General features: G+C 74.0%; 24 protein-coding genes. 11 read left to right on the top strand and 13 right to left on the bottom strand.

Features of this window, described 5'->3' with window-relative positions; all coding sequences use genetic code 11:
- Positions 1-102: 102 nt before the first annotated feature.
- From ACLQ27_RS22790 to ACLQ27_RS22800, 3 genes are all read right to left on the bottom strand, one after another.
- A complete protein-coding gene (locus ACLQ27_RS22790) occupies positions 103-564 on the bottom strand; it encodes an SRPBCC family protein (protein ID WP_234588370.1) in 462 nt (153 codons plus the stop codon).
- Between the two features lie 52 nt (positions 565-616).
- Positions 617-1,033, bottom strand: a complete 417-nt coding sequence (locus ACLQ27_RS22795; protein ID WP_234588369.1) for a DUF2795 domain-containing protein — start codon at positions 1,031-1,033, stop codon at positions 617-619.
- Positions 1,034-1,123: 90 nt separating this feature from the next.
- Complete coding sequence (locus ACLQ27_RS22800; protein ID WP_425868531.1) at positions 1,124-2,110, bottom strand: YihY/virulence factor BrkB family protein; 987 nt, start codon at positions 2,108-2,110, stop codon at positions 1,124-1,126.
- A gap of 167 nt (positions 2,111-2,277) precedes the next feature.
- On the opposite strand from ACLQ27_RS22800, the gene ACLQ27_RS22805 reads away from it, so the two are divergent.
- Entirely contained in the window at positions 2,278-2,679 is a 402-nt protein-coding gene (locus ACLQ27_RS22805) for a ChaB family protein (protein ID WP_234588399.1), read from the top strand.
- Between the two features lie 55 nt (positions 2,680-2,734).
- Here the strand turns inward: ACLQ27_RS22805 and ACLQ27_RS22810 are convergent, their stop codons facing one another.
- A complete protein-coding gene (locus ACLQ27_RS22810; protein WP_425868533.1) occupies positions 2,735-4,168 on the bottom strand; it encodes an aldehyde dehydrogenase family protein in 1,434 nt (477 codons plus the stop codon).
- 72 nt (positions 4,169-4,240) lie between these two features.
- Between ACLQ27_RS22810 and ACLQ27_RS22815 the strand changes: the two genes are divergently transcribed.
- On the top strand, positions 4,241-5,851 hold the full coding sequence (locus ACLQ27_RS22815; protein ID WP_234588367.1) for a phytoene desaturase family protein: 1,611 nt from the start codon (positions 4,241-4,243) through the stop codon (positions 5,849-5,851).
- A gap of 50 nt (positions 5,852-5,901) precedes the next feature.
- Here ACLQ27_RS22815 and ACLQ27_RS22820 read toward each other — a convergent pair whose 3' ends face one another.
- From ACLQ27_RS22820 to ACLQ27_RS22830, 3 genes are all read right to left on the bottom strand, one after another.
- A complete protein-coding gene (locus ACLQ27_RS22820) occupies positions 5,902-6,669 on the bottom strand; it encodes a polyprenol monophosphomannose synthase (protein WP_234588366.1) in 768 nt (255 codons plus the stop codon).
- 108 nt (positions 6,670-6,777) lie between these two features.
- Entirely contained in the window at positions 6,778-7,779 is a 1,002-nt protein-coding gene (locus ACLQ27_RS22825) for an SDR family oxidoreductase (protein ID WP_357497472.1), read from the bottom strand.
- Positions 7,776-8,222: an SRPBCC family protein gene (locus ACLQ27_RS22830; RefSeq protein WP_357497474.1), complete on the bottom strand. Its 447-nt coding sequence runs from the start codon at positions 8,220-8,222 to the stop codon at positions 7,776-7,778. The genes ACLQ27_RS22825 and ACLQ27_RS22830 overlap by 4 nt, the downstream gene beginning before the upstream one ends.
- Positions 8,223-8,378: 156 nt before the next feature.
- On the opposite strand from ACLQ27_RS22830, the gene ACLQ27_RS22835 reads away from it, so the two are divergent.
- From ACLQ27_RS22835 to ACLQ27_RS22870, 8 genes are read left to right on the top strand one after another with little or no spacing between them, the layout of a single operon-like run.
- The gene (locus ACLQ27_RS22835) at positions 8,379-10,052 is read left to right on the top strand and encodes an HAD-IIIA family hydrolase (RefSeq protein WP_425868535.1); all 1,674 of its coding nucleotides are present in this window, start codon (positions 8,379-8,381) and stop codon (positions 10,050-10,052) included.
- On the top strand, positions 10,049-11,023 hold the full coding sequence (locus ACLQ27_RS22840; RefSeq protein WP_234588362.1) for a glycosyltransferase family protein: 975 nt from the start codon (positions 10,049-10,051) through the stop codon (positions 11,021-11,023). Before ACLQ27_RS22835 ends, ACLQ27_RS22840 begins: the two co-directional genes overlap by 4 nt.
- Positions 11,008-12,225, top strand: a complete 1,218-nt coding sequence (locus ACLQ27_RS22845) for a glycosyltransferase (RefSeq protein WP_357575655.1) — start codon at positions 11,008-11,010, stop codon at positions 12,223-12,225. Before ACLQ27_RS22840 ends, ACLQ27_RS22845 begins: the two co-directional genes overlap by 16 nt.
- Positions 12,222-12,929 carry a D-sedoheptulose-7-phosphate isomerase gene (locus tag ACLQ27_RS22850; RefSeq protein ID WP_357575686.1) on the top strand — a complete coding sequence of 236 codons (708 nt, stop codon included), beginning with the start codon at positions 12,222-12,224 and terminating at the stop codon, positions 12,927-12,929. The genes ACLQ27_RS22845 and ACLQ27_RS22850 overlap by 4 nt, the downstream gene beginning before the upstream one ends.
- A gap of 16 nt (positions 12,930-12,945) precedes the next feature.
- Positions 12,946-14,457, top strand: coding sequence for a PfkB family carbohydrate kinase (locus ACLQ27_RS22855; RefSeq protein WP_357497478.1), 1,512 nt, complete (start codon positions 12,946-12,948; stop codon positions 14,455-14,457).
- Complete coding sequence (locus ACLQ27_RS22860; protein WP_234589389.1) at positions 14,454-15,155, top strand: SDR family oxidoreductase; 702 nt, start codon at positions 14,454-14,456, stop codon at positions 15,153-15,155. The genes ACLQ27_RS22855 and ACLQ27_RS22860 overlap by 4 nt, the downstream gene beginning before the upstream one ends.
- Positions 15,152-16,105: a glycosyltransferase family 9 protein gene (locus ACLQ27_RS22865; RefSeq protein WP_357575654.1), complete on the top strand. Its 954-nt coding sequence runs from the start codon at positions 15,152-15,154 to the stop codon at positions 16,103-16,105. The genes ACLQ27_RS22860 and ACLQ27_RS22865 overlap by 4 nt, the downstream gene beginning before the upstream one ends.
- On the top strand, positions 16,089-17,072 hold the full coding sequence (locus ACLQ27_RS22870) for a DNA topoisomerase IB (protein ID WP_357575653.1): 984 nt from the start codon (positions 16,089-16,091) through the stop codon (positions 17,070-17,072). The genes ACLQ27_RS22865 and ACLQ27_RS22870 overlap by 17 nt, the downstream gene beginning before the upstream one ends.
- 169 nt (positions 17,073-17,241) lie before the next feature.
- Here ACLQ27_RS22870 and ACLQ27_RS22875 read toward each other — a convergent pair whose 3' ends face one another.
- Together ACLQ27_RS22875 and ACLQ27_RS22880 are read right to left on the bottom strand one after the other, a co-directional pair.
- Complete coding sequence (locus tag ACLQ27_RS22875; protein ID WP_425868539.1) at positions 17,242-18,276, bottom strand: helix-turn-helix domain-containing protein; 1,035 nt, start codon at positions 18,274-18,276, stop codon at positions 17,242-17,244.
- A 10-nt stretch (positions 18,277-18,286) separates the two neighbouring features.
- Positions 18,287-19,048 carry a TetR/AcrR family transcriptional regulator gene (locus ACLQ27_RS22880; RefSeq protein ID WP_357497486.1) on the bottom strand — a complete coding sequence of 254 codons (762 nt, stop codon included), beginning with the start codon at positions 19,046-19,048 and terminating at the stop codon, positions 18,287-18,289.
- Positions 19,049-19,129: 81 nt separating this feature from the next.
- On the opposite strand from ACLQ27_RS22880, the gene ACLQ27_RS22885 reads away from it, so the two are divergent.
- Positions 19,130-20,728 carry an MFS transporter gene (locus ACLQ27_RS22885; protein WP_425868541.1) on the top strand — a complete coding sequence of 533 codons (1,599 nt, stop codon included), beginning with the start codon at positions 19,130-19,132 and terminating at the stop codon, positions 20,726-20,728.
- Here the strand turns inward: ACLQ27_RS22885 and ACLQ27_RS22890 are convergent.
- From ACLQ27_RS22890 to ACLQ27_RS22905, 4 genes are all read right to left on the bottom strand, one after another.
- The gene (locus tag ACLQ27_RS22890; protein WP_234589383.1) at positions 20,718-21,221 is read right to left on the bottom strand and encodes a hypothetical protein; all 504 of its coding nucleotides are present in this window, start codon (positions 21,219-21,221) and stop codon (positions 20,718-20,720) included. The genes ACLQ27_RS22885 and ACLQ27_RS22890 overlap by 11 nt on opposite strands.
- 67 nt (positions 21,222-21,288) lie before the next feature.
- The gene (locus ACLQ27_RS22895; protein ID WP_425868543.1) at positions 21,289-22,920 is read right to left on the bottom strand and encodes a RecQ family ATP-dependent DNA helicase; all 1,632 of its coding nucleotides are present in this window, start codon (positions 22,918-22,920) and stop codon (positions 21,289-21,291) included.
- Between the two features lie 73 nt (positions 22,921-22,993).
- On the bottom strand, positions 22,994-23,944 hold the full coding sequence (locus tag ACLQ27_RS22900) for a TIGR03557 family F420-dependent LLM class oxidoreductase (RefSeq protein WP_357497493.1): 951 nt from the start codon (positions 23,942-23,944) through the stop codon (positions 22,994-22,996).
- 92 nt (positions 23,945-24,036) lie between these two features.
- Positions 24,037-24,162: a hypothetical protein gene (locus tag ACLQ27_RS22905; RefSeq protein WP_255421242.1), complete on the bottom strand. Its 126-nt coding sequence runs from the start codon at positions 24,160-24,162 to the stop codon at positions 24,037-24,039.
- Positions 24,163-24,323 lie beyond the last annotated feature (161 nt).

Below are 24,323 nucleotides of genomic sequence, written 5' to 3' on the forward strand. Positions count from 1 at the left end.
AGCCGTACCCGGGCGCGATGATCGCAAACGGGTACCGGCCGGCCCGAGAGACGGCGATGGCCGCCGGGAACTCCGGCGGCCATCCTCGGTCGGTACGCGGGATCACGGCTGGGGGCGGTCCACCGAGCCACGCCAGGCGCCGGTCTCCTGACCGCGCCGCTCGATGAACGTCTTGAAGCGCTCCAGATCGCCCTTGGCCCGCCGGTCGACGATGCCGAGCTTGTCGCCGGCCTGCTCGACCACCCCGTGCGGCTCGAACTCGAGCTGGAGGGTGACCCGGGTCTTGGTCTCGTCCAGGCGGTGGAAGGTCACCACGCCGGCCTGCTGGGTGCCGCCGGTGGAGCGCCAGGCCACCCGCTCGTCGGGCAGCTGCTCGGTGATCTCGGCGTCGAACTCGCGCTTCACGCCGGCGATGTCGACGGTCCAGTGGGTCATCGTCTCGGAGAGCTGCCGCACCTCCTGCACGCCCTCCATGAACTGGGGGAACTCCTCGAACTGCGTCCACTGGTCGTACGCGGTGCGAACGGGTACGGAAACCTCGACGTGTTCGGTAACGCCACTCATCAGGAACCCTCCTCTGGTCGCTGGTGATGGCCGGATCGGGGGACGATCCTGCTCACCAGCGCGTTGTCTCGTTCTTGTGGCCGAGCGCGGCCCACACCTCGGAGACCGTCTGGTATTCGGTGCCCTCGGGCAGCCGCTCCAGCGCCGCCACGATGTCGTCGGGCGCCTCGTTCTCCCGGGCGCTGGCGATGAGCACCAGTCGGTCGCCGGGCAGCGCGCTCATGGAGATGAACCGGCCGAGCCGGCTGCGCTGCTCGACGTCGGTGGAACTCATCCCCTGCGGCGTGCCGGTGCGCAGGTCGCCCGCCGGGGCCGTGGTGGTTTCCGGCTGGTCCTCGCCGGCCGGTTCCGGCACCCGGGATTCCTCGACCCGGGAGCCACCGGTCCCCGGCCCCTGCACGAGGCCGCTGACCTCCTGGCTCATCTGGTCGTCGATCCTCGGTCCGTGCTTGCTGTTGCCACGCTCCATGCCTTCTGCGCTACCCGGCACCCCGCCCGGTAAACCGGCACCGCGTCACGAACCGGCTCCCGGGCCGGACATCCGGGCGGACAACAGACCTTAGGAGTCGGCGGCCTTTCGTGGTGGCAGCACGGGATCCTCCGGGTCCTTCTCGCCCGCCTGCAACTGCCGGCCGCGCTGCACCTCGGCGTTGATCTGCACCCCGAGCATGAGGGCGGAGTTGGACAGGTAGAGCCAGACCAGGAACGCGATGGCCGCGCCCAGGCTGCCGTAGGTCGACTTGTACGAGGCGAAGGTCGCCACGTAGAAGCCGAAGCCGAAGGAGACCGCCGCCCAGGAGACCAGGGCCACCGCGCCGCCGGGGGTGAGCCAGCGGAACCGGGGCTGGCGGACGTTCGGGGCGATCCAGAACAGCAGCGACAGCAACGCCATCATGATCATGGCAAGCACCGGCCACTTCGCCACGCTCCACAGCGTGCGGGCGAGGCCACCGGCGTTGATCAGGTCGCCGACCGCGTCGGTGACCGGCCCGCTGACGATCAACCCGAGGGCGACCACCGCGAGCAGCACCAGGGTGATCGCGGCCAGGCCGATCTGCAACGGCCGCAGCTTCCAGACCGGCCGGCCCTCGGTCACCCCGTAGATCGCGTTGGAGGCCCGGGTGAACGCCCCGATGAAGCCCGACGCGGACCACAGCGCGCCGAGCAGACCGAAGCTCAGCAGCAGCTTGGGGTTGCTCTGCTGGAGCACCACGGCCCGGATCACCCCGATCACGCCGTTCTCGTCGTCGGTCAGCACCGCGCCGGCGCCCACCTGCTTGGCGAGGTCGACGACCGTGTCGACGGTCCGCTCGCCGGTCGAGACCAGACCGACCAGAGCCACCACCACGATGGCGGACGGAAAGAGCGCCAGGACGCCGTAGTAGGTCAGCGCGGCGGCCCAGTCCGAGCAGTTGTCGGTGACGAAGTTCTGCACGCTGCGCACCAGCACTCCACGCCACGTCCGCCAGCTCAGCTGCCGCACCCGGCGCGGAACACGCGTGTCGTCCGCGCCGTCGCGCGTCGTACCGGGCTCCGTGGTCGTCATGCCCGCTCCCTGCGCCCCGGCCACCGGATGACCGGTCGTCCGGTCGGGCCTGGCGGGCCGATACCCGGAGTGGGAAATCGACAAACCCGTGCCGACATCGCCGTGTTTGCCGTGCCGCCCGCGGGGAACGGTCATCGATGACCCTGTCGAGGATCCAGGAGGACGAGATGCCCGGGCGCGAGGACATGCCCAGCACGCTGCGACGCTCCCCGGACAAGGCGCAGCGCACCTGGGAGAAGACACACGACTCGGCGGTGGAGACCTACGGCGAGGGCGAGCGGTCGCACCGCACCGCCTTCGCCGCGGTGAAGCACCAGTTCGAGAAGGTGGGCGACCACTGGGAGCCGAAGGGCCGCAAGGGCCCGAGCGACCGCCAGGCCGCCGGCGGCGGCCCGGAGCGGCGCGCACCCACCGCCGGTGGGGTGGACGCCAACGCCAGCAAGGACCACCTCATGTCGGTGGCCCGCAAGCTGGACGTACCCGGCCGGTCGAGCATGACCAAGCCGGAGCTGGTCACGGCCATCGAGAAGGCCAACGACCGGGCCACCCGCAAGGCTCGCGGCGACTGACCCACACACAGCACGGTACGGGCGGACGCGCCACCCCTGCGTCCGCCCGTACCGTTCACCAGTGCCCGCCGCCGGGCGCCTCGATGTGCACCGCCTTCGTGGCGCTGAACTCGTCCAGCAGCTCCGGGCCGTACCCGAAGCCCTGCCCGCTGGCCCGGCGGGGATGCGCGGCACCGCCGGGCGCCCCGCCGAACACCGAATTGATCTTCACGGTGCCCACCGGCAGCTCCCGCCAGGCCCGCTGCGCATTGCTCATCGACGCGGTCAGCACCGTCGCGGCCAACCCGTACTCCGAGTCCGCGGCGCAGGTCAGCGCCTCGTCGAAGGAGTCGACCACCACCACCGGGGCGACCGGCCCGAACGTCTCCTCCCGCACCAGCACCATGTCGTGCCGGCAGTCGGTCACGACCGTCGCCGGGTAGTACGCCCCGGGCCCGTCCGGCACCTCCCCGCCGGTACGCGCCCGCGCGCCGGCCGCCAGCGCCGCGCTCACCTGCCCGTGCACGTGGTCGCGGTGCCGCCGGTCGACGAGCGGGCCCAGCTCGGTGTCCGGGTCCCGACCCGGCCCGACCCGCAGCGCGCCGGCCCGCCGCACCAGCGCCGCCACGAAGTCGTCGGCCACCTCCCGGTGCACGTAGATCCGTTCCACCGCGACGCAGATCTGCCCGGCGTTCGCGAACGCTCCGAGCGCGGCCTGCTCCGCAGCCCATTCGGGGTCGACACCCGCGTCGACGACCAACGGGTCGCTGCCCCCGTTCTCCAGCAGCACCTTCGCGCCCGTGCGCGCCGCGGCGGCGGCGATCTGACGCCCGGTGGCTGTGGAACCGACGTGCGCGACCACGTCCACGTCCTGTGCGGCCAGTGCCGCGCCGACCTCCGGACCACCGGTGAGCAGCGACAGCACCCCGGCGGGCAGCGCCTCGTCCAGGGCCCGCGCCAGCAGCCAGCCGGTGGCCGGCGTCCGCTCGCTGGGTTTGTAGAGCACCACGTTGCCGGTGACCACTGCCGCGCCGAGCAGTCCGCAGGAGACCGCCACCGGGTCGTTCCAGGGGGTGATCGCGGCGACCACGCCCCGCGGCTGGGGCGTCATGAAATCCACCGCGTCCGCCGCGCCGTTCAACGTCCGCCCGCCGCGCAGCGGGGCCAGCTCCGCGTACTGTCGCAGGGTGCCGATGCCCGCCTCGACGCCGCCGCGGGCGTCCGCGAGCGGCTTGCCCATCTCCGCGGTGACCGCCGCCGCCAGCTCGTCGGTGGCGGCCGCGACCGCGTCCGCCGCCCGGTGCAGCGCCGCCGCCCGCTCCGCCGGCGCGGTAGCCGCCCACGACGCCGCCGCCTCCCGCGCCGCCTGGGCCGCCTTGCCGACCTCGTCGGCGGTGGCCACCGGCACGGAGCTGACCGGTTCGCCGTCCGCCGGATCGTGGACGACCAACTCGCCGCCGGCCCCGCCCGCGCCCCACACCCCGCCCACCAGCTGCGCAACCGTGTACATGCGGCGCTGGATGCCCCGGCCCCGGCGAGACAAACGCGTTTCGCCCGGTTGCGCGCCGGGTAGGCGGATCGGGTGACTACCACCGGCGCGCAGAGCGCGGACGCCGTCGTCGTCGGAGCCGGGCACAACGGCCTGGTCGCGGCGAACCTGCTGGCCGACGCCGGGTGGGACGTGGTGGTGCTGGAGGCGACCGCCGTACCCGGCGGCGCGGTCCAGTCCGCCGAGGTGACCGCCCCGGGCTACCTGAGCGACCTCTACAGCTCGTTCTACCCCCTGGGGTACGCCTCGCCCGTGCTCGACGGCCTCGACCTGGGCCGGTACGGGCTGTCCTGGCGGCACGCCCCGGACGTGCTGGCGCACCTGCTGCCCGACGGCCGGGCGGCGGTGATCAACCGGGATCCCGACGTCACGGCCGCCTCGCTGGAGCAGTTCGCCCCCGGCGACGGCAAGCGCTGGCTGAACGCGTACACCGACTGGCTCGACGTGGCCGAGCCGATGCTGACCACCATCACCACGCCGTTCCCGCCGGTGCGCGGTGGCCTGGGCCTGCTGCGCCGGCTACGGGTCGCGGGCGCCCTGCGACTGGCCCGCCGACTCGTGGTGCCCGTGCGCAAGCTCGGCGACGAGCTGTTCGACGGTCCGGGCGGGCCGGCGCTGCTCGCCGGCTGCGCCCTGCACACCGACCTGTCCCCGGAAGAGGCCGGCTCCGGCGTGTACGGCTGGCTGCTGGCCATGCTCGGCCAGCAGGTCGGCTGGCCGGTGCCCGACGGCGGCGCGCGGCAGATCACCAACGCTCTGGTGGCCCGCCTGTCCGAGCGCGGTGGCCGCATCCTCTACGGCGCGCGGGTCGACCGGGTGCTCACCGCGCGCGGCCGGGCGATGGGCGTGCGCACCTCAGGTGGCGCGCTGTGGCGGGCCCGCCGGGCCGTCCTCGCCGACGTGCCGGCCCCGGCCCTCTACCTCGACCTCGTCGGGCCGGCGGCGCTGCCGTCGCGGTTGGTCGAGGACCTGGCGCACTTCCGGTGGGACGGCTCGACGCTGAAGGTGGACTGGGCGCTCTCCGCCCCGGTGCCGTGGACCAACCGGGAGGTCGCCGGCGCCGGCACCGTGCACCTCGGCGCGGACCTGAACGGACTGACCCGCTATGCCGGCGAGCTCGCCCGCGGCGAACTGCCCCGCGACCCGTTCCTGCTGGTCGGGCAGATGTCCGTGGCCGACCCGAGCCACTCGCCGCCGGGCACCGAGTCGCTCTGGTCGTACACCCATCTGCCGTTCCGGCAGGACTGGCGGGCCGAGGAGATCGCCGGGCACGTGCAGCGCATGGAGGACGTGCTGGAGGCGGCGGCACCGGGCTTCCGGCAGCTCATCGTGGGACGGCACGTGGCCGGGCCCGCCGAGCTGGAAAAGGGCGACCCGAGCCTGGTCGGGGGCGCGCTCGGCGGGGGCACCGCCGCCGCGTACCAGCAGCTGTTCCTACGCCCGATCCCCGGCCTGGGAAGGGCGGACACCCCGGTCGACCGGCTCTTTCTGGCGAGCTCGTCGGCGCACCCGGGCGGCGGGGTGCACGGCGCACCGGGCGCGAACGCGGCCCGCGCGGCCCTGGCCCGCGACCGCGCGCTGACCGGCACCGCCTACGCGGCGGCGATCGCCACCGCGCACCGAGCCGTCTACCCCCCGACCTGATCCGTCGACCAGGAGGTCCGCGACGCGGACCTCCCGGTCGACGAGGTGCGTCAGTTGGTGATGTTGCGGTGCTTGCTGCGGAGGCGGAACGGCATCAGGGCGCTCTCGACCTTGGTCGCAGTGGTCATCTTGGAGACGCCGTCGCGCCGCTCCTCGAAGCGGATCGGCACCTCCAGGATCGTGTGGCCCAGCTTGGTCGCCAGGTAGTGCATCTCGACCTGGAAGCTGTAGCCGTTGGACTGCACGCGGTGCAGACCGATGTCCTTCAGCGCGTCGGCCTGCCAGATCTTGAAGCCGGCGGTCAGGTCACGGATGCGCACCCGCAGCAGCGTGTGCACGTAGAGGTTCGCCCATCCGCTGAGCGCGCGCCGGTACAGCGGCCAGTTCTCGTCCAGCTCGCCACCGGGCACGTACCGGGAGCCGATCACCACGCCGGCCTGGGTGGAGAGCAGCGCGCCCAGCATCCCCGGCAGCGCCTCCGGCGGGTGCGACAGGTCGGCGTCCATCTGTGCCACGAACTCGGCGCCGCCCTCGAGAGCCCGGCTCATCCCGTCCACGTACGCCCGACCCAGGCCCTCCTTGCCGGCCCGGTGCATCACCTCGATCCGCTCCGGATACTCGATGGCCAGCTTGTCGGCCACCTCTCCGGTGCCGTCGGGGGAGTTGTCGTCGGCGACGAGGATGCGCAGGCCCGGCAGCGGCAGCGCGAGCAGCCGCTCGACCAGCGCCGGGAGGTTGCCCGCCTCGTTGTAGGTGGGCACGACGACGGTCAGCTGTGCGTCTCGCCACGGCGACGGCAGTTGGACGGGCTCGATCATGTCGGACATCCTCGGTTTGCGGACTGGGCTACCTCAGAGGGTAGCCAGTTGCCCGACCCGGATTGAAAAGGCTCCCCGTCGATCGGGCGGCCGCAGGTGGCGGCCCGCTCAGCGCAGGCGACGGGCCATCGCCGTGAGGGCCATCGCGACGCCGGCGAGGGCGAGGCCGGACAACGCCGGTTTGTGGGTGCCCACCCAGAGCGCCGCCGAGCGCCGCCGAGCCTGCTCGCCGAAGATGCCCGCCGCGCCCCGGTCCCGGTCGTCGTCGCCGGGGTGGTCCAGGTTGTCCCGCCAGGTCGCCGGGTCGATCTCGTCGCCGGTCTGCTGGCTGTCGTACCCGTCGCGGGCCAGCTTGCGGTCCAGCAGGCCGGGGATCAGGATGTCGCCGAGGCGGGCCTGCCACGTCGGGCCGCCCACGTTCAACTCCCGGGTGCCCCGGTCGGCGGCCCAGACGATGGCCCGCGCCGCCACCTCGGGCGCGAAGATCGGCGGCACCGGCTGTGGGTGCCGGGGCAGCCGGGTACGCACCCAGGAGAACTGCGGCGTGTTCACGGCGGGCAGCTGCACCATCGACAGCTTCACGCCCGGGCAGTCGTGCAGCAGCTCGGCCCGCAGCGAGTCGTTGAACCCCTGCACGGCGTGCTTGCTCGCGCAGTACGCCGACTGCAGCGGAATCCCCCGGTAGGCCAGCGCGGAGCCCACCTGCACGATCGCGCCCCGACCACGGGCGCGCATGTGCCGCAGCGCCGCCAGGGTGCCGTGCACCGTGCCCAGGTACGTCACCTCGGTGACCCGGCGGAACTCGCGGGCCGGGATCTCCCAGGCCGGCGCGAACACCGACACCATGGCGTTGTTGATCCACACGTCGATGGCGTCCCAGTGGTGCACCACGTCGTCGGCGGCCTGCTGCACGGCGCCCGCGTCAGCGACGTCCACCTGGTACACCCGTACGTCGGCGGCGCCCAGCGAACGGCACTCCCGCTCGGCGGCGGCCAGCCCGGCCGCGCCCCGGGCCAGCAGCGCCAGCCGGGCGCCCCGGGCCGCGTACGCGCAGGCCACCGCGCGGCCCACGCCGGCGCTCGCGCCGGTCACCACCACCGTCTGCGTCACCGGGCGCCCTTCTGTCGGGTGGCGATGTCCGAGAGCCGGTCCAGCGTCTCCCGGTTACGCAGGTGCAGGACCAGGTCGTTGGCCTTGTTGCGCACCCAGCGCAGCGGACCGGCCGCGAAGTCCTCGCCGAGGCGGACGCGGGTGGCGCCGCCGTCGACCGGTTCCAGGGTGAACGCCACGATCGCCTCGCCGGCCGGCCACAGGCCGGCGCGCAGCACCAGCCGGTGCGGCGGCTCGCAGGCCAGCACCGTCGAGGCGTCCTGCAACGAGAACGGCCACGGCCCGGCCCGGTGGTGCAGTTGGCTGCCCACCCGCGGCCAGGCGTCGTCCACGTCGCGCACGTGCGCGGTCCCGACCACCCAGTCGCTGTACGTCCACCCGTCGGCCAGCACGTCGAACACCTGCTGCGGGGCAGCGTCGATCACTTTCTCCACTATCGCCACTGGGCTCCCATACCCGCCTCCCGGCGGAGGCTAACGGACCTGCGGGTTAGCTTCTCGGAAGCGGCGGGTAAGGCCGACCCGGGGCACCGCCGGCGGCGTTGGCCCACGGCGCCGACGACGACGTTTACTCCTCGGGGCGCCGGGAACCCGCCGGCTGTGCGACAGGACCAGGAGGATCCGTATCAGCGCAGGTCAGCCCGGGTTTACGCCGGTGTTGGCCGGGCTGGTCACGGGCCTGTCGCACCCACCGGGGGAGTCCTGTACGACGCGGTCCTGCTCGACCGCGACGGCACCCTGATCGAGGATGTGCCGTACAACGGCGACCCGGAGAAGGTCCGTCCGGTCCCCGGGGCGCGTGCCGCGTTGGACCGGCTGCGGGCCGCCGGGTTGCGCCTGGCGGTGGTGACCAACCAGTCGGGCCTGGCCCGGGGCTACTTCAGCGAGGAGCAGATGCGGGCGGTGCACGCCCGCGTGGAGGAGCTGCTGGGCGGCTTCGACGCCTGGCTGGTCTGCCCGCACGACGACTCCGACCGGTGCGACTGCCGTAAGCCCGCGCCCGGTCTGGTGCACGCCGCCGCCCGCGAGCTCGGCACGAGCGCGTCGCGCTGTGTCCTGGTGGGCGACATCGGCCGCGACGTGGGCGCCGCACTGGCCGCCGGGGCGACCGGGGTGCTGGTGCCGACCCCGGTGACCCGACCCGAGGAGATCGCCGCCGCCGGCTGGGTGGCCGCGGACCTGCCCTGCGCGGTCGACGAGATCCTGCGCCGCCAGCGGGCCGTGCAACCCGTCGAGATCGGCGAACGGGTGGGCACGGCGTTGGTGGTGCGGTCGGACTCGGCCGGGGACGTGCTGGTCACCGGGCCGGCGATCCGCGCCGTCGCGGCCGGCGCGCGGCGGGTGGTGCTGCTGTGCGGCCCCCGGGGACGCGCCGCCGCCGAGCTGCTGCCCGGCGTCGACGAGATCATCGAGCACCCGCTGCCGTGGATCGACCCCGCGCCGGCACCTGTCGACCCGGACGCCATGCGGGACCTGACCGCCCGTCTCGCCGCCGTCGGCGCGGACGAGGCGGTGGTGTTCACGTCGTTCCACCAGTCCGCCCTGCCGCTCGCGTTGCTGTTGCGGATGGCCGGGATCACCCGGATCGCCGCGATCAGCGACGACTACCCGGGCTCCCTGGTGGACATCCGCCACCGGGTGCCGGTGGGCGTCCCCGAACCCGAGCGGGCGCTCTCCCTCGCCGCGGCGGCCGGCTACCGGCTGCCGGTCGGCGACGAACCAGTGCTCCGGCTCCGGGCCGACGCCGTGGCGCCGCGCCCGGCCGCTGCCGGTGACCCCGGTTACGTGGTGCTGCACCCCGGGTCGGCCGCGTCGAGCCGGGCCTGCCCGACCGAGCTGGCGGCGCGGATCGCCGCCGCGTTGACCGCCGCCGGGCACCGGGTGCTGGTCACCGGCGGGCCCGACGAGCGTACGGTCACCGCCCGGGTCGCGGCGGCCGGCGGCACCGACCTGGGCGGCCGGACCGACCTGGCCGCTCTGGCCGCGCTCGTCGCGGACGCCGCCGCAGTGGTGGTCGGCAACACCGGACCCGCGCACCTGGCCGCCGCGGCCGGGGTACCGGTCGTGAGCCTGTTCGCGCCGACAGTCCCGTTCGGGCAGTGGGGGCCGTACCGGGTGCCCACCGTCCGGCTCGGCGACGCGAGCGCGCCGTGCCGGGACACCCGGGCGGCCACCTGCCCGGTCCCGGGGCACCCGTGCCTGAGCGGCGTCGACCCGGCCGAGGTGGTCGAGGCGGTACGCACGCTCGTGCCCAGCGGTGGTGGCAACCGATGAACATCCTGCTCTGGCACGTGCACGGCTCCTGGACCACGTCCTTCGTGCACGGCAGCCACCGCTACCTGATCCCCACCACACCCGACCGTGGCCCGTACGGCCTCGGCCGGGCCCGCACCTACCCGTGGCCGGACAGCGCCGTCGAGGTCGCCCCCGACGACCTGCCCGGCAGCGACGTCGACCTGGTCATCCTGCAACGTCCGGAGGAGATCGACCTGGCCGAGCAGTGGCTCGGGCGACGCCCCGGGCGCGACGTGCCCGCCATCTACGTCGAGCACAACACCCCCAAGGGCGACGTGCCGAACACCCGCCACCCGATGGCCGACCGCGCCGACCTGCTCGTCGCCCACGTCACCGGGTTCAACCAGATCTTCTGGGACACCGGCGCGACCCGCACCACGGTGGTCGACCACGGCATCGTCGCGCCGGCCGTGTCGTACACGGGTGAACTGGACCGGCTCGCCGTGGTGATCAACGAGCCGGTGCGGCGGGGCCGGGTCACCGGCACGGACCTGCTGCCCGAGTTCGCCGCGATCGCGCCGCTGGACGTGTTCGGCATGGGCGTCGCGGGACTCGCCGACCATCTCGGGCTGCCCGCCGACCGGCTCACCAGCCACGACGACGTGCCCCAGGACCGGATGCACGCCGAGTTGGCCCGTCGGCGCGCGTACCTGCACCTGTGCCGCTGGACCTCCCTCGGGCTCAGCCTCATCGAGGCGATGGCGATCGGCATGCCTGTCGTCGCGCTCGCCACCACCGAGGCCGTGACCGCGGTGCCACCGGAGGCGGGGGCGCTCGCCACCCGGATGGACACCCTGCTCGACGCCGCCCGCCGGTTCATCGCCGAGCCGGCGGCCGCACGTCAGGCCGGCGTGGCGGCACGGGCCGCCGCGCGGGACAGGTACGGCCTCGACCGTTTCCTCGCTGACTGGGACCGGCTGCTGGAGGAGGAAGTATGCGGATCGCGATGATCTCGGAGCACGCCAGCCCGCTCGCCATCCTCGGAGGCGAGGACGCCGGCGGCCAGAACACGCACGTCGCCGAGCTGTCCGCCGCGCTCGTCGCCGCCGGGCACGAGGTGCGGGTCTACACCCGCCGCGACGCCCTCGACCTGCCGGTGACCGTGCGCGCCCCGGACGGGTACGACGTGGTGCACGTGCCGGCCGGTCCGGCCGAGCCGGTAGCGAAGGACGCGCTGCTGCCGCACATGCGGGAGTTCAGCCGCTGGCTGGTCGAGCGGTGGCGCGGCGGGGACTGGACGCCCGAGGTGATCCACGCGCACTTCTGGATGAGTGGCCTGGCCGCGTTGAACGCCGGTCGGCAGACCGGGGTGCCGGTGGTGCAGACGTACCACGCGCTGGGCACGGTCAAGCGCCGCTACCAGGGCGTTCAGGACACCAGCCCGGCCCGGCGCATCTCCTACGAGCGGGAGCTGGGCCGCTCGGTGGACCGGGTGGTCGCCCAGTGCCGCGACGAGGTCGGAGAGCTGGTCCGGATGGGCGTGCCCCGGTCCCGGATGACGGTCGTGCCCTCCGGGGTGAACCTCGCCTCGTTCTCCCCGCTCGGGCCGGTCGCCGACCGTGCGCCGGGCCGGGCCCGGATCCTGACCGTCGGCCGGCTGGTCGAGCGCAAGGGTTTCCAGACGGTGGTCCGTGCGATGGCGCTGGTGCCCGACGCCGAGTGTGTGGTGGTCGGCGGCCCGCCCGAGGGGCTGCTGGAGACCGACCCGTACGCCCGCAGGCTGCGCGCCCTGGCCGAGTCGTGCGGGGTCGCCGACCGGGTGCACCTCGTCGGCGCGGTGCCCCGGGAGGAGATGGGCCGCTGGTACCGCTCGGCGGACCTGCTGGTCGCCGCGCCCTGGTACGAGCCGTTCGGGCTGACCCCGCTGGAGGCGATGGCGTGCGGCGTACCGGTGGTCGGCACCGCCGTGGGCGGCATCCGCGACACAGTCGTCGACGGCACGACCGGCGACCTCGTACCGGCCCGGGACCCCAACGCCCTCGCCGCCGCGATCCAGCGGCTGCTCGACGACCGGATCCGCCGCTTCCGGTACGCCACGGCGGCGCGCGAGCGGGTCCGGTCGCGCTACTCCTGGGCGGTCACCGCGGAACGCCTGGCCGAGGTGTACGGCGAGGTCGCCGCCGTGCGGCGGCCGAGCCGGGTGGTGGCCTGATGCCGGCGGGCAGCCCGCTCGACGTGCACCTGACCAATCTCGCCGCGGCACTGGCGCCGTACCGCAGGTGTGAACCGCAGCTGGCGCGCTGGGGCGCGGCCCTGGCGCACCGGCTGGCCGGCGGTGGACGGCTGCTCGTCGCCGGCAACGGTGGCAGCGCCGCCGAGGCCCAGCACCTCACCGCGGAGCTGGTGGGCAAGCTGCGCGACGACCGCCAGCCCCTGTCGGCCATCGCCCTGCACGCCGAGACCAGCGCGGTCACCGCCATCGCCAACGACTACGGCTACGCCGATGTCTACGCCCGCCAGGTCCGCGCCCACGGCCGGCCCGGCGACGTGCTGTTGCTGCTCAGCACCAGCGGCACCAGCGGCAACCTGCTCGCCGCCGTGCACGCGGCGCGCGACGCCGGCCTCACCACCTGGGCGCTCACCGGGCCCGCCCCCAACCCGCTCGCCGACGCCTGCGACGAGGTGCTGGCGGTGCCGTCGGCCGACAGTCAGGTCGTCCAGGAGCTGCATCTCGTGACCAGCCATCTGCTCTGCGAGTACCTCGAACAGGAACTGCCCGCAGCGCTTGCCGTGACAGGTGCCGCCGCGGGCGTGCCCGCCGAGCCGGCGCCGGCCGGTCGGCTCGCGTCCGGGCCGGTGCGGACCGGGGTCGAGGTGGTGCTCGACGGCGGGGCCGGACAGCAGGTCGACGCGTGAGGATGAGGAGGAAAGCGTGAGGGGACCCGTGGTGGTGGTCGGGGACACCCTGCTCGATCGGGACGTGGAAGGGGTGGTGAACCGCCTCTGCCCGGACTCCCCGGTCCCGGTGCTCGACGAGACGTCGGCCGTCGACCGGCCCGGCGGCGCCGGCCTCGCGGCGGTCTTCGCGGCCGCGCAGGGCGCCGAGGTGGTGCTGGTCACCGCGCTCGCCGACGACGCCGGTGGCGCGCGGCTCAGCGCGCTGCTCGCCGCGGCCGGCGTGCAGGTGTACCCGCTGAGCCTGGCCGGGGCGACGCCCGAGAAGATCCGGTTGCGGGCCCGGGGCCGGGTGCTGCTGCGTCACGACCGGGGCGGCGCCTCCGGTGAGCCGGGCCAGCCGTCCGACGAGGTGCTGCGGGTGCTCGCTGCCGCGTCGGCGGTGCTGGTCAGCGACTACGGCCGGGGAGTGGCCCGCCAGCCCGCGCTGCGTGCCGCGCTGGCCGCCACCCGCGCGCCGGTGGTGTGGGACCCGCACCCGCGCGGTCCGGCGGCGGTGCCCGGGGTGCACCTGGCCACCCCGAACGAGTCGGAGGTACGCGAGCTGGTCCCCGCGCTGCCCGGCGCGTCCCGGCTGGCCGCCGCGTCCCGGGGCGCGCAGGGGCTGCGGCGGCGGTGGCGGGCCGGCGCGGTCGCGGTGACGTTGGGCGGGGACGGCGCGTTGCTCTGCCACGCCGGATCGACGCCGCTGGTGGTGCCCACCCCGGGCAGCGCCGAGGGCGACACCTGCGGGGCCGGCGACCGGTTCGCCGCCGCCGCCAGTCTCGCCCTGGCCGAGGGCGCGCTGGTCTCCGAGGCGGTGCAGGCGGCGGTCGCCGAGGCGTCCGCGTACGTGGCGGGCGGGGGAGTGGCCACGGCCCTGCCGCCACCGGAACAGCCACTTTCGCGCATCCTGCGAGCGGGCCGCGCACCGGCGAGCGGGCACGCGATCGCCGGCCCGGGTGGCGAGCGGGTGGGCATCGCTGCGGTCGCCACGCTGCTCGCCGAGGTGCGGGGTGCCGGCGGCACCGTGGTGGCCACCGGAGGCTGCTTCGACCTGCTGCACGCCGGACACGTGGCCACCCTGCAGGCCGCCCGCCAGCTCGGCGACTGCCTGATCGTCTGCGTGAACTCCGACACCAGCGTGGCCGGCTTGAAGGGGCCGGACCGGCCGGTCATGTCCGAGGGTGACCGTGCCCGGCTGCTGGCCGCGCTGAGCTGCGTCGACGCGGTCCTCGTCTTCGACGAGCCGACGCCCGAGGCGGTGCTGTCCTGGCTGCGCCCCGATGTCTGGGTCAAGGGCGGCGACTACGCCACCGGCGGCGGCGACGAGGCCGGGCTCCCCGAGGCCGAGGTCCTGCGCCGCTGGGGCGGGAACACGGTGGTGGTGCCGTACCTCGACGGTCGTTCCACAAGTGACCTGATCGCCCGTTCGGCCGGCGATCCGGCGCCCGGCCTGGGCGGACGACCGCAGCAGCCGGTGTCGACGACGCGGGAGCGCGCCCGATGACCGCCACGAGGCCCGGCGCCGGGCCCACCGTCCTGGTCACCGGCGGCTCCAGCGGGCTCGGCGCGGCGGTGGTCGCGGCGGTGGCCGCCTCCGGTGGCCGCCCGCTCGTGCTGGACCGGCAGGCGCCGGCCGACGGCGTGTCGTGGACCGAGTGCGACCTCGCCGACACCCGCGCCGCCGAGGTGGCCACCGTGCACCTCGCAGAGCAGGCCGGTGGCCTGGACGCGGTGGTCACGGCGGCCGGCATGGACGTGCCGGGTCGGCTCGCCGACGTGCCGGGGGAGACCTGGGACCGGATCGTCGCCGTGGACCTGCTGGCCACCGCCGCGGTGATCCGGGCCGCGCTGCCGTTCCTGCAGACCTCCCGCGGTCGCATCGTCACCGTCGCCTCGACCCTGGGGGTCAAGGCGGTCAGCGACGCCACCGCGTACTGCGCGGCGAAGTTCGGCGTGGTCGGGTTCACCCGCGCCCTGGCCGCCGAGCTCGCCGGCGAGGTCGGGGTCACCCTGCTCATTCCGGGCGGGATGCGCACCGCGTTCTTCGACGAGCGCGACCCGCAGTACAAGCCGGGGCCGGACGCCATCCTCAACGACCCCGTGGACACCGCCGCGGCGGTCATGTTCGCGCTCAACCAGCCGCCCGGCTGCGCGGTGCGCGAGCTGGTGGTCTGCGCCGAGCAGGAGACGTCGTACCCGTGATCCTCGTGCTGCGCGCCCTCGGCGTCGGCGACCTGGTCACCGCGGTGCCGGCGCTGCGGGCGTTGCGGGCCGCGTACCCCGACCGGGAGCTGGCGCTCGCCGCGCCCGGCGGCCTGGCCCCGCTTGTCGACCTGGTCGGGGGCGTCGACCGGCTGGTGGACACCGCCGGGCTGGACGGGCCGTCCTGGCCCGGCCCCGCCCCGGAGGTCGCGGTGAATCTGCACGGGCGCGGACCACAGTCGCATCGACTGCTGGCCGCCGCCCGTCCGGGGCGGCTGCTCGCCTTCGCGAACGCCGACGCCGGGTTCGGCGACGGGCCGCGGTGGGTCGCCGACGAGCACGAGGTGGACCGCTGGTGCCGGCTGCTGTCCTGGTACGACATTCCGACCGACCGCCGGAATCTCGGCCTGCGCCGGCCCGCGACGGCTGGCCGGCCGACCGGCGCCACAGTCCTGCATCCGGGCAGCAAGGTCCCCGCCAAGCGGTGGCCCGCCGAACGGTTCGCGGCCCTGGCCCGGGCTCTCGACGAACGGGGGCACCGGGTGCTGGTCACCGGTTCGGCCGACGAACGCGCGCTGGCCGCCCGGGTGGCCGACGAGGCCGGCCTGGCGCCGGACGCTGTGCTGGCCGGCCGGACCGATCTCGGCGCGCTGGCCGCGCTGGTCGCCGACGCCCGCCTGGTGGTCAGCGGGGACACCGGCGTGGCCCACCTGGCCACCGCGTACGGGACCGCGTCGGTGGTGCTCTTCGGGCCGGTGCCCCCGGCGGTGTGGGGGCCGCCGCCGGACCGGCCCCGACACCGGGCGCTGTGGGTCGGCGACGGGGATTGGCGCAGGTGGGACGGGGTAGGAAGCCACCCGACACTGACGGCCCTGCGCCTCGACGAGGTGCTGGCCGCCGTGGACGAGGTGGAGAGGGCGGTGCGGGTCTCCGGTGCGGTTGCGGCGTAGCGACCCGGGTCGGCCCGGTTACGGGCGACGCCGGCGCGGTAAGGGCTGGACCTTCGTCGATCCGGGCGGCGCGGTCGTGCGGGATCCCGCCGTCCTGGCGCGGCTGCGGGACCTGGTGATCCCGCCGGCCTGGGAGAACGTGTGGATCGCGCCGCACGCGAACGGGCACATCCAGGCGACCGGCGTCGACGCGGCCGGACGCAAGCAGTACGTCTACCACCCGGTGTGGCGGGAGAAGCAGGACGCGGCGAAGTTCGACCACATGCTGGAGGTGGCCCGGCGGCTGCCGGAGCTGCGGGATCGGGTGGGTCAGGACCTCAGCGGGCGAGGGTTGGGCCGGGACCGGGTGCTGGCGACCGTGGCCCGCCTGCTCGACATGGGGATGTTCCGGGTCGGCAGCGACCAGTACGCGGCCGGCGACGACCCGACGTTCGGGGTGTCCACCCTGCGTCCGGAGCACGCCCGTAGGCGCGGCGACTGCGTGGTCTTCGAGTTTCCCGCCAAGGGCGGCATCGAGCAGGTGCGCCGGATCGAGGACCCGGAGCTGTGCGAGGTGCTGGTCAACCTGCGCCGGCGTCGTCGACGGGCGGAGCGGCTGTTCGGCTACTGGGACGGTCGGGAGTGGCGCGACGTGCGCAGCGACGAGGTCAACGGCTACCTGCGCGATGCCAGCGGCGGCGAGATGACCGCCAAGGACTTCCGCACCTGGCATGCCACGGTGCTCGCCGCCGCGGAGTTGGCCGCGGCCGACCCGGCCCGCTCGACCACCGCCCGGCGCAGGGCGGTGGCGGCGGTGATGCGTGCGGTGGCCGAGCTGCTGGGCAACACCCCGACGGTGGCGCGGACGTCCTACGTGGACCCCCGGGTCGTCGACCTCTACCACGACGGAGTGGTGGCACCTGTGGATCCGGGTGCGCCTCGTGCGGAGATCGAGCGGATCGTGTTGGAGTTGTTGGAGAAGGCCTGACCGGCCCCGCCGACGATCCTGGGGGGGAAGCGACGGGGCCGGAGCCTCGGCCCGGGGGCGGCACCGGGCGGCCGCCCGCCGCATCCCGCGGCGGGCGCCTCGCCACGGCCCCCGTTCGTGGCCGCTGTCGAGCCCGGGTGCGCGGGCATCGCCTCGGCCACGTCGGTCGTCAGTCTGCCCGGGACGAGTTGACTCTGGACGCCAGGCGGTTGACGGGCCGCGCCGGAAGCGCCATGCCGTCGCGACACTCCTGCGGGCTCATCCCGTACTCCGCCCGGAACACGCGACTGAAGTGGGCCTTGTCGCCGAAGCCCCAGCGCGCGGCGATGACCTGCACGGGCTGGGTCCGCAGCGTCGGGTCGGTCAGGTCACGCCGGCACCGGGCCAGCCGAAGGTCCCGGATGTACGACGCGACGGTGGCGTTCTCGGCCTCGAAGAGGCGGTGCAGGGTGCGCAGCGAGATGTGCTGGGCGTCCGCGACGACCTGCGGGCTCAGCGTCGCGTCGCCCAGGTGGCGGTGGATGTACGCCTGCACCTGGGCGACCAGCGCCCGGCGGCGGACCTCGGTCGGCACCGCGTCCTCGGCGACGAGATGCCGGCCGAGCATGGTGGTGACCAGGTCCAGCCCCACCGCGCCGAGCCGGTCGGCGTCGGCGGCGTGGTACTGCTCCCGATGGCCGGTCACCTGGAGCAGGAACTGCGCCAGCAGCGCCCCGAGCCCCTCGCTGCCGGACATCCGGCCGCCGTAGAGGGCGGCCATCCGCTGGCGTGGCAGCGGCAGTGCGTCGTGCGGGATCAGCGTGATGATCGAGGTGGCCGGGGTCCGTTGCGGATCGGTCGAGTGGTGACAGACGTCGTGTTCGCGGGAGGCGTCGTAGAAGGTGAACTCGCCGGCCAGGATCTCGCTGCGACGACCGTCCTGACTGGACGTGCCGACGCCTCCGGTGGTGAGGGCGAGCACGTAGAGTTCCGGGTCCGACCGGCGGACCAGCTTGCGGGTGCGGGTGGCGTCCAGCGACGGGTACTGGTACTCGACCAGTTGGATCGCGCCGAGGTCGACGAAGTCGGCCCGGGCGGCGAAGTCGGCCGTGTGTTCGGATCGGATCCGCAGCGGCGCGGAGGTGCGCGCCACCAGGTCCAGCCACATGCCGAACCGTTCACCGGGTGGCAGGACTGTGGTGTCGACGGTCTCGACGGGCAGCATCGGGGCCGCCTCAGGCCGCTCGGCGGGCGATCAGCGCCTCGATGCCGTCGAGGATCCGGTCCAGGCCGAACGTGAACTCGTCGTCCGGGTCGTCGTCCTGGTCGAGGACGCCGGCGTTGAGCACCCGCAGCAGCGCCGGGAAACGGGCCGGGTCGATCAGGCGGCCCACCATCCGGCCGTACGCCGGCATCAGCTCGCCCGGCTCGATGCCGGCGGCCCGGCTGCCCTCGGCGATCTGGTTGGTGAGTGTCGCCTCGTTGCGGACGTACCCGGTGATCAGCAGGATCACCGACATCTTCTCGGCCTCGGCCAGGACGGTGGCGTCCATGCAGCGCAGCCCGTCCTCCATCCAGTCGAGCTGCTGGGGCGTGACAGGTGGGCCGGTGATCGGCACGTGCAGCAGCCAGGGGCGCTGTCGCAGCACGTCGTGTTCGGCCCAGGCCCAGCGGGTCAGGCGGGCACGCCAGTCGTCGTCCGGCGCGGCCGGGCCGGGCGACGGGCCGTAACCGGCGTCCACCATGAGCATCAGCAGCTCGTCCTTGGAGCCGACGTGCCGGTAGAGGGCCATGGTGGCCGCGCCCAGCTCCTTGGCCACCCGGCTCATCGAGACGGCCGTCAGCCCGTCGGCGTCGGCGACCCGCACGGCGGCGTCGACGATGGCGGGCACGCTGAGGCCGGGTCGGGGGCCCCGCGGTGGCCGCTCGCGCAGGCCCCAGGCGCTCTCGATGGCCGGCGGGAGCGCCGGGCCGGTGTCGTCTTGCGTCTCCGCCACATTTCCTCCTTGCCCCGCCATCCTAGTTCTGCGTATGGTCTACGCATAACAGCGTACTCCATACGCAGAAGGAGTCCTCCCATGACAGCGACGACCTCACCGGCACCCCGCGCGGGCCGGCGGGAGTGGATCGGGTTCGCGGTGCTGATGCTGCCGCTGCTCCTGGTCTCGATGGACGTGTCGGTGCTCTACTTCGCCGTCCCGTTCATCAGCGAGGAGCTGCGGCCCACCGCCACCCAGCAGCTCTGGATCTTCGACATCTACGGTTTCGTGCTCGCCGGACTGCTGATCACCATGGGCGCGCTCGGCGACCGGATCGGCAGGCGTCGGCTCCTGCTGCTGGGCGCCACCGCGTTCGGCGCCGCGTCCCTGCTGGCCGCGTACGCCGACAGCGCCGCGACGCTGATCGCCGCGCGCGCCGTGCTCGGCGTCGGCGGGGCCACCCTGATGCCGTCCACGCTCGCCCTGGTGCGCAACATGTTCCACGACGCCAAGCAGCGGGGCACCGCGATCGGCATCTGGACCGCCACGCTCACCGGCGGCATCGCCGTCGGTCCGGTGCTCAGCGGCGTCCTGCTGGAGCACTTCTGGTGGGGCTCCATCTTCCTGATCAACATTCCGGCGATGGTGCTGCTGCTCCTGCTCGCCCCGGTCCTGGTGCCCGAGTTCCGCAACCCGGTGCGCGGGCGGTTCGACCTGCTCAGCGCGGCGCTGTCGCTCGGCGCGCTGCTGCCGGTGATCTACGGCATCAAGGAGATGGCCCGCGACGGCGTCAGCGCGGTCCGGGTGCTGGCGGTCGTCGCCGGTCTGCTCGTCGGGGCGCTCTTCCTGCACCGGCAGCGGACCCGGGCGTACCCGATGGTCGACCTGGCGCTGTTTCGCCGCCACGGCTTCGCCGGGTCGCTCGCGGTCAACCTGCTGGCGATGTTCGCCCTCGTCGGGTTCGCCATCTTCACCACCCAGCACCTGCAACTGGTGCTCGGCCTGAGCCCGCTGCGGGCGGCACTGTGGAGCCTGGTGCCGTCCCTCGCCGTGGGCGGCGTCGCCCCGGCCGCCGCCGCGCTCGCCCAGCGTGTCGAGCGGGCGTACCTGATCGGCGCCGGCTTCGCGATCGCCGTGCTCGGCTTCGCGGTGCTGACCCGGGTCACCCCCGAGACGCCGCTCTGGCTGCTGCTGGTCGGCGCCAGCGTGTACGCGGGCGGCCTGGTGATGGTTATGTCGCTGGTCACCGAGCTGGTCCTCGGTGCGGCGCCGCCGGAGCAGGCAGGTGTCGCCTCCGCGCTGACCGAGTCCAGCAGCGAGCTGGGCGGCGCGCTGGGGATGGCCATCCTGGGCAGCGTGGGCGCCGCGATCTACCGCCGCGAGGTCCTGGACGAGCTGCCGGCCGGACTGCCGGCCGACGCCCGCGACGCGGCCGGGGAGACGCTGGGCGGCGCGCTCGCCGTGACCCGAGGACTGCCGGCGGAGGTGGGAGACGCGGTGCTGCACGCGGCCCGGTTCGCCTTCACCGACGGGCTGCACCTCGCCGCGATCGCCGCCATGGTGGCGATGGTTCTGGGCGCGGTGGTCGCGCTGGTGACGCTGCGCGGCGTCCGGCCGGCCGACCCGGCGGCACTGGCCGCCGAGCCGACCGAACCGGGCGGTACGCCGCTGTCGGAAACGTCGTCGGTCAGTCGTTGAGCACGTGGGCGAGCCGGTCGCGGAACCTCCGCTCGGAGTCGCTCACCGACTCGCCGCCGAGGCCGAGCAGTCCGCCGCTGGACGCGGCGCCGACCACCTGGTCCGCGATCTTCACGAGCCAGTGCTTGTACGCCCCGGCCTCGCCCTCGTCGACGCGGGCGGCCAGCAACGCGGACGCCTCACCGGCCCGTACCAGCACGTCGTCGATGTACCCCTGCGGGTCGGCGGGCGCGATGACCGGCAGCTCCTCGCCGGCCTCGGGGTCGCCGACCTGGGTCACGATCTCGCCGGCCACGGCGGCGACCAGCGGGCTGGCCGACTCCCGGCCCGCGCCGATGGTCTCCAACCCGGCCGCGTTCTCCGCCATGGTCCGGCGGGTGCCGTCGGACTCGGCGGCGCTCGCCGCGGTCAGCACCGACTGCGGAAGACCGACCAACAGCCCCCACTCCCCGTCGGAGAAACCGAAACCGGTGTACGCCGGCTGCTCGATCACGGCAATGCCCCTTCCGCCCTGCTCAGTGTGGTCAATCCACGGGCCCCGCACCGGTGCCCGGGTCAGGCTAGTCCAGGGTCAGCAGACCCTGCTCGGACACCACGCGCACCGACAGGGTCTTGTACCCGACCTCATCGAAGAGAACCGTCATCTTGTCGTCCTCGTAGGAGAGCACCAGGCCGTGCCCCCACTCCGCGTGGCGCACCTGGCTGTGCACCGGAAACGGCCCGACCGCGCCCTGGTCGGCCACGCTGGTGCCCCGGTGGCAGTTGTCGCAGTGCGCGCAGACCTCGGTCATCTGCTCGCCGAAGTAGGCCAGGAGGGTCTGCCCGCGACAGGCCGTGGTCTCGGCGAAGGCCCGCATCATGTCGGTGCGGGAGCGGGTCACGGTCTGCTGGCGTTCCGCCTCGGCCAGCGCCGCCGCCGCCGCGTCGGTCGGGGTGGGCGAGTAGCGGGGAGCCCCGATGCGCTGGCGGGCGCGCGGCTCGGCGGCGCCGACCTGCTCCAGCAGCGACAGGTACTGGCCCAGTTTGCGCGGGCCGAGACCGGTGGTCTCGCGCAGCTCGGTCTTGGTGGCCGCCTTGCGGCGCAGCAGCGCGGCCAGGTCCCGCAGCTCCTCGGAGTCCGGCAGGCCGCCGCTGAAGAATCGTTGCAGGCCGACGTCCTCGGCCTGCCAGAGCAGCAGCACCCGGGCCGGCTGCCCGTCGCGCCCGGCGCGGCCGATCTCCTGGAAGTAGCTGTCCGGCGAGTCGGGCAGCGCCATGTGCACCACCCAGGCGATGTTCGGCTTGTCGATACCCATGCCGAACGCCGAGGTGGCCACCATGATCGGCACCTCATCGGCGAGGAACGCCTCGTGCAGCTCGTTGCGCGCGCCGGTCGCCATCCCACCGTGGTAGAACTGCGCCGGGAAGCCAGCCCCGGTCAACCGCTCGGCCAGCTCCTCGGCCGACCGGCGGGTCGGCACGTAGATGATCCCCGGTCGCTCGTCGTCGCGCAGCAGCGCGATCAGCCGCCGCCACCGGTAGTCCTCGGTGGGGCAGTGCGCCACCTCCAGGAACAGGTTGGGCCGGTCCAGCCCGGACACCACCACCTCCGGCTCGCGCAGCCGCAGGCGGGCGATGATGTCGTCGCGTACGGGCGGCGAGGCGGTGGCGGTCAGCGCGACCACCGGCGGCCGGCCGATGCCCTCGATGAGGTGGCCCAGCGCCAGGTAGTCGGGCCGGAAGTCGTGCCCCCAGGCGGAGATGCAGTGCGCCTCGTCGATCGCCACCAGCGCCGGCTTCAGCGCGGCGACCTCGGCCATCCGGTCCGGGTTGCTCAACTGCTCCGGCGTGATGAACAGGAACTCCGCGCGGCCCGACTCGATCTCGGCGATCGCCTCGGCCTGCTGCGCGGCCGACTCGTTCGAACTGATCCGCACCGCCCGCAGCTCCGGACGCTGCCGCTCGTTGAGCGCCGCGATCTGGTCCTGCTGGAGCGCCAGCAGCGGAGAGATCACCACGGTGGGGCCGGGGATCAGGCTGGCCGGGATCTGGTAGATCGCCGACTTGCCGGCGCCGGTGGGCAGCACCACCAGGGCGTCACGGCGCTTCATCACCGCACGCATGGCGGCGAGCTGGTTGGGCCGCAGCGCGTTCCAGCCGAAGAGGCTCCGCGCCGCGCGGCGCAACGTCATCGAGTGCGTGGACAGTTTCATCGAGGGCCGGAGGTACCCGAGCCCATGACCGCCGAAACGCGTTCGGCGATCATGGGCTCGGCGGATCCGTGGCTCAGCGCAGGCGGGGGAGCACCTCGCGCTGATAGAGGTCGAACAGCCCCTGGTAGTGCGGGCCCGTGTTGGCCACGTACACCTCGTCGAAGCCGGCCTTGGCGTACTTGTCGATCATCTCCAGGTGTGCCTCGGCGCTGTTGCCGCAGACGAACGCGTCGCGCACCATCTCCGGCGTGACCAGCTCGGCGGCCTGCTCGAAATGCCGCGGCGAGGGCAGCACCTGGGACAGCTCGCCCGGCACCCCGGCGTTGGGCCAGCGCTCGTACGCGATCCGCGCGCCCTCGGATTCGCTGGCCGCGTACGCCGCCTTGAAGCCGGCCTGGCACGGCTTGTCACCGCCGCCGTTCTCGCGGAAGCGCCGGACCATGTCGCCGTCGGGCATGGTGCTCACGTAGCCGTCGCCGATGCGGGCGGCCAGGTCGATGGCCTTCGGCCCGAACCCGGAGATGTAGATCGGCGGCGGCGTGTCGGGCAGGGTGTAGATCCGGGCGTGCTCGACCGTGTAGTGCTTGCCGTGGTGGTTGACGAAGCCGCCCTCCCACAGCTCGCGCAGCACCTCGACGGCCTCCTCCAACATCTCCAGTCGGACGTCGGCCTGCGGCCAGGCGTCGCCGAAGATGTGCTCGTTGAGCGCCTCGCCGGTGCCGACGCCGAGCATGAACCGCCCGCCGTGCAGCACCGCGCTGGTCGCCGCCGCCTGGGCGATCACGGCCGGGTGGATCCGTACGGTCGGGCACGTCACCGCAGTGGTCACCGGCAGCGAGCAGACCTGGCTGAGCGCGCCGATCATCGACCAGACGAACGGGCTCTGACCCTGCGCGTCCACCCAGGGGTGATAGTGGTCGGAGATCCACAGCGCCTCGAAGCCGGCCCGTTCGGCGCCGCGTGCCTGCTCCACCAGCTCGGCCGGCGTGAACTCCTCACTGGACAGAAAATAACCGATCTTCATCGTGCCCCCTCGGCGCGCGTGTCCTGCTCGATGCCGAAGCCGTACCCCGGCGGCGGCGGGTCACACACCGGTTCGGGCGCGGCGACGCCAGGTCACCGTCGGCCGAACATCGCCCGGATCGCCGCGAGCAGGAGCAGGGCGCCGACCACCAGGCCGAGCAGGCGTACGCCGGGGATGTCGGCCGGGCTCGTGGCGTCGGCCAGCAGGGCGGGATCCATCCCCGCACTCTCCCCGGGAACGGTGCCGCCGGGCAACTGTAAGGTTTATTGACTATTGAATCGCTCGGTGTGACCATGGCAGCACCGCCTGCCGGTGGCGGTGCGCCGAGGGCGCGCGAGAGATGGGGTACGGGGGCCGCATGAGCGAGCGCAACCAGCGG

The organism is Micromonospora sp. DT63 (assembly GCF_049841615.1).
In the GTDB taxonomy this organism is placed as follows: domain Bacteria; phylum Actinomycetota; class Actinomycetes; order Mycobacteriales; family Micromonosporaceae; genus Micromonospora.

Bases quoted from the DNA above. Each gene is read 5' to 3' on its own strand.
- ACLQ27_RS22790 (WP_234588370.1), bottom strand. From the start codon at position 564: ATGAGTGGCGTTACCGAACACGTCGAGGTTTCCGTACCCGTTCGCACC.
- ACLQ27_RS22795 (WP_234588369.1), bottom strand. From the start codon at position 1,033: ATGGAGCGTGGCAACAGCAAGCACGGACCGAGGATCGACGACCAGATG.
- ACLQ27_RS22800 (WP_425868531.1), bottom strand. From the start codon at position 2,110: ATGACGACCACGGAGCCCGGTACGACGCGCGACGGCGCGGACGACACG.
- ACLQ27_RS22805 (WP_234588399.1), top strand. From the start codon at position 2,278: ATGCCCGGGCGCGAGGACATGCCCAGCACGCTGCGACGCTCCCCGGAC.
- ACLQ27_RS22810 (WP_425868533.1), bottom strand. From the start codon at position 4,168: ATGTACACGGTTGCGCAGCTGGTGGGCGGGGTGTGGGGCGCGGGCGGG.
- ACLQ27_RS22820 (WP_234588366.1), bottom strand. From the start codon at position 6,669: ATGATCGAGCCCGTCCAACTGCCGTCGCCGTGGCGAGACGCACAGCTG.
- ACLQ27_RS22840 (WP_234588362.1), top strand. From the start codon at position 10,049: ATGAACATCCTGCTCTGGCACGTGCACGGCTCCTGGACCACGTCCTTC.
- ACLQ27_RS22845 (WP_357575655.1), top strand. From the start codon at position 11,008: ATGCGGATCGCGATGATCTCGGAGCACGCCAGCCCGCTCGCCATCCTC.
- ACLQ27_RS22860 (WP_234589389.1), top strand. From the start codon at position 14,454: ATGACCGCCACGAGGCCCGGCGCCGGGCCCACCGTCCTGGTCACCGGC.
- ACLQ27_RS22875 (WP_425868539.1), bottom strand. From the start codon at position 18,276: ATGCTGCCCGTCGAGACCGTCGACACCACAGTCCTGCCACCCGGTGAA.
- ACLQ27_RS22885 (WP_425868541.1), top strand. From the start codon at position 19,130: ATGACAGCGACGACCTCACCGGCACCCCGCGCGGGCCGGCGGGAGTGG.
- ACLQ27_RS22895 (WP_425868543.1), bottom strand. From the start codon at position 22,920: ATGAAACTGTCCACGCACTCGATGACGTTGCGCCGCGCGGCGCGGAGC.
- ACLQ27_RS22900 (WP_357497493.1), bottom strand. From the start codon at position 23,944: ATGAAGATCGGTTATTTTCTGTCCAGTGAGGAGTTCACGCCGGCCGAG.
- ACLQ27_RS22905 (WP_255421242.1), bottom strand. From the start codon at position 24,162: ATGGATCCCGCCCTGCTGGCCGACGCCACGAGCCCGGCCGACATCCCC.